General features: G+C 53.3%; 3 protein-coding genes and 1 pseudogene. 2 read left to right on the top strand and 2 right to left on the bottom strand.

Annotation, left to right across the window (positions count from 1 at the left end; all coding sequences use genetic code 11):
• Positions 1-879: 879 nt before the first annotated feature.
• Positions 880-2,388, top strand: coding sequence for an anti-phage dCTP deaminase (locus tag PDO_RS11275; protein ID WP_009109367.1), 1,509 nt, complete (start codon positions 880-882; stop codon positions 2,386-2,388).
• Positions 2,389-2,491: 103 nt separating this feature from the next.
• Positions 2,492-2,803 (top strand): putative quinol monooxygenase, encoded by a 312-nt coding sequence (locus tag PDO_RS11270; RefSeq protein ID WP_009109365.1) that lies wholly within the window; start codon positions 2,492-2,494, stop codon positions 2,801-2,803.
• Positions 2,804-2,822: 19 nt separating this feature from the next.
• Here the strand turns inward: PDO_RS11270 and PDO_RS28315 are convergent, their stop codons facing one another.
• Both PDO_RS28315 and PDO_RS11265 read right to left on the bottom strand, forming a co-directional pair.
• On the bottom strand, positions 2,823-2,969 hold the full coding sequence (locus PDO_RS28315) for a hypothetical protein (RefSeq protein WP_160167034.1): 147 nt from the start codon (positions 2,967-2,969) through the stop codon (positions 2,823-2,825).
• 109 nt (positions 2,970-3,078) lie between these two features.
• Positions 3,079-3,552 (bottom strand): annotated as a pseudogene (locus PDO_RS11265) (excinuclease ABC subunit UvrB); the annotation flags it as partial.

Genomic DNA, 3,552 nt, shown 5'->3' with positions numbered 1-3,552 from the left:
GCATGCGTCTCTCTGGCAAGGCGGCTCTGGCCGGCGAAACCGAAGTTCCGTCGTCAACCGGGCTTGGGTCCGGAACGTCTCGTCGAGACGTCCTGGCCGGGTGCCCGGGAGGTTTCAGGTTCTCGGCGGATGTGCGCACATCCCGACCTGACCCTCGCCCGGGGAGCGGGTCATTGACGACCACAGCTCCCGCCGTCTTTGTCACCAAACCCGTGACCGGGTCCGGCGCCTTGTTTGTGTGCCGCTGAGGCACGTCCGATGGCTGTAGGGATGTCGACAGGACGGTAACCCATCCGGGGTCTTCGCCGTCTTCCTTCCCTTCCACCAGAGGGAGACCGTTGCATCCAGCCCGGAGGGTCTGGCCTGCGACAGCCGCGCCCTCCGGCGCCGGTTCCGCTTCGCCGGGCTCGCAATCCCCGGTGTATCCGAAAGCGGAACGGGGTGGATTATGGCACGGCGCAAAACAAGGGGGATGAAAGTGGGTGCGTTTTGTTGAAAACGTTGGGGGATTTGGAAAAGTCATCCCCGCGGGTGGGGCGAACGTCTAACTAAGACGTGATGCCCGAACTCGGATTAGTCGTCAGGAAATAATTTATATCTCTTGAAATAACTCATCAGCCTCCAAATAGGCTATCACTTCGACGGGTTTGAAATTGCTTTTTTTTCTGATGATCCGGCCTTTTGATCAGCTTCAGAGGGCTCGTTGAGGCGTTCAAATTTATTGGAGCGCCATTCAGAAAAGTATGAACGATGAGATTCTATAACTTTCTCAAGGCGTTCAACTGCGTGCTGTGTAGCCGCAGAGGTGTTTGATTTTACAACCAATTTATGTCCTCCTAGCGAATAAGTTGAGATTAACACGATTCGAGACGCCCCACTATGACGCTTATTTCGAGAATCGAATTTCCTGAGGTGGTAATCGGACTGGTGGCCCCGATAGGAACCCCTTTGGAAGAGACCATCAAAGAAATATCGGATTTCTTCAAGTCTAGCGGCTATCAAGTCCATGACATTCGCGTGACCGACGTCTTTAAGCGACTTCATCGCATCATTGTTCCAGACCATAGATTGCAAAACAAACCCCTCGAGAAGCGATACGAAAGCCACATCTCATACGGAAATCAGCTAAGGCAATTTGCAAATGACTCAGCAGTACTCGCTGCTTTAACGATTCAAACAATTGTTGAGAGGCGAATGAGAGATTCTTCGCCTGACAATGAAAAATTCTCGAAAAATGTTTATATATTACATCAATTTAAACGCCCTGAGGAAATTGACCTGCTTCGTGCGGTATATGGCGATATATTTTTCCAGGTTTCCGTCTACTCAATGAGGTCTTCACGAGTTGACTATCTGTCACGAAAATTTGCTGAAGATTCAGGAGAGGCAAGCCATACTTCATTCCGTGCAAGCGCAGAGAAGCTCATTGATGTTGATGAAAATCAAGCGAAAGAAAAGTACGGACAACGGGTAGGGAAAATATTCCATGATGCAGATCTCATATTAAATAACGACATTCAGAAGCCGACACTTTCTGCACAATTAAATCGCTTCCTAGAACTGTTATTTTCATCCAACGTTATTACCCCGACGAAGATTGAATATGGCATGTTCGCCGCAAAGTCAGCTGCGCTGCGAACGTCTGATTTGTCCCGACAAGTTGGCGCGGCGGTATTTAGCGCGAGAGGAGAAGTAATCGCTTTAGGGTCAAACGAAGTGCCAAAAGCCGGTGGAGGGACATATTGGCCAGACGACGAATTTGATGACCGTGAATTTCGACGTAAGGTTGACTCGAACGACAAACGTAAAACTGAAATACTTGAGGATCTGGTTAAGAAACTCGGTCAGACTTGGGAGGGGCTGACAGAGGAACAGAAGGAAAGTCTTCTTGATTCAAGCTTTATGGACGCACTTGAATATGGCCGGATAGTCCACGCCGAAATGTCAGCCATTTCAGATGCCGCACGCCTTCGGGGAGCGTTGCTTGATTCGATTTTATTCACTACTACTTTTCCGTGTCACATGTGCGCCAAACATATCGTTTCAAGCGGGATAGGGCGAGTGGTATACTTGGAACCTTATCCCAAGAGTTTGGCCTCCAGATTGCATGCTGACTCCATAAACATTGATAAGCAGGAACGTGGAAAATACCAAGCATATCCTGCTGTAGATTTTTCACATTTCTATGGAATAACACCCCGCCGTTACCGAGAATTCTTTCAAAGAAACAAAAGAAAAGATTCAAATGGAACGCTCGAGAAATATATCAATAATAAAAAAATCCCATTTGTTGATATAAAATCTCCATTTTACGCTCAACTTGAGGATACCGTAATGGAAAGTCTTATGGCGGCACTCGGACGTCTATCAGACGGCGGTGACTTTTAATTTTACCGAACCGTACAGGTAACTCAGGCAGATCCTTGAGGCTTGCCTTGGACGCAAACTCGGCCGACACTCCCCACCGAGCCAAAAACCGCGGGAGGATGCCATGAAATGCATCATCGGTTTCTTTACCACCAAGCCCGGACAGCGCGAGGCCTATCTGCGGGCGGCGCAGGATCATCTGGAAAAGAGCAGGCTTGATCCGGACTGTCTCTATATCGAGCTTGTGCCGATGCCCGAGCATCCGGACCGGATTTTGCTGGCCGAGGCGTTCACCAGCGAAGAAGCGCATCGGCGGCATGAGGATACCGAGCATATGCGGGCGCTCTGGGCCGTCGGGCCGCTTCTGCTGTCGCATGTGATGATCGACAATGTGATCTCCGACCAGGTGCAGCATACCGATGAGCGGTTTGATTGAGGGGGGAGGTGAGGACCTTTTACCAGCCTCTGATCAGCAACACCGCCAGCGCTATCAGTCCGATAAACACCGCACCGACCGCCAACCTGCCGATACGGGACTTCGCCCGCCTCCCAGCCGTGATGTAACTGGCGATGTCGGAGAGGATGGCGGCGAGGTCGTGCATTTTGGGCTTTCGGGCGTTGGTCGGTCTTTCGGCCGGGGTGAAGCCGTCAAGGTGACCGCCCCCTCATCCGCCCTTCGGGCACCTTCTCCCTCACGGGGAGAAGGGGGAGTCAGCGGCCGGGTCTACCCGTTTTGCCTTTGGTGCGTTTCTGCCGCTTGACGTCGCCGGCGTCCTCGTAGGAGCCGGCGCCGGATTTGGCGCGGATGATCGGGCGGGGGTCGGTTGGGGTGGTTGGGCCAACCCGTCCCACAGGGGGGATGGCCCCCTCATCCGCCCTTCGGGCACCTTCTCCCTCACGGGGAGAAGGGGGAGCCGCCGGCTTTTGCGGGATTTTGCCGGGCATCGGTTTTTCGGTGCGGCCGACGGTCATCTCGTCGAGGGTGTTCTTGCGGAACAGGGGTCCTCGGGTCAAGCCCGAGGATGACGGGGTCGAGCCAGACGCCGGGATGGCGGTGTCGGTGCCCGGGCCCATGTCGTCGAGCGTGGGTTTGGCGAAGTAGCTGACACCCTCCCCTTGAGGGGGAGGGTCGGACCGAAGGGCCGGGGTGGGGTGATCGCTGTCAGCAGTGTCGATGGTGTTGTC

This window comes from Rhizobium sp. PDO1-076, from assembly GCF_000247475.1.
Lineage (GTDB): Bacteria > Pseudomonadota > Alphaproteobacteria > Rhizobiales > Rhizobiaceae > Allorhizobium.
The sequence above is the reverse complement of the archived record's forward strand: the minus strand, read 5'-3'. Positions and strand labels throughout refer to the sequence as shown.

Coding starts and splice junctions, on each gene's coding strand:
- PDO_RS11275 (WP_009109367.1), top strand. CDS start 880: ATGACGCTTATTTCGAGAATCGAATTTCCTGAGGTGGTAATCGGACTG.
- PDO_RS11270 (WP_009109365.1), top strand. CDS start 2,492: ATGAAATGCATCATCGGTTTCTTTACCACCAAGCCCGGACAGCGCGAG.
- PDO_RS28315 (WP_160167034.1), bottom strand. CDS start 2,969: ATGCACGACCTCGCCGCCATCCTCTCCGACATCGCCAGTTACATCACG.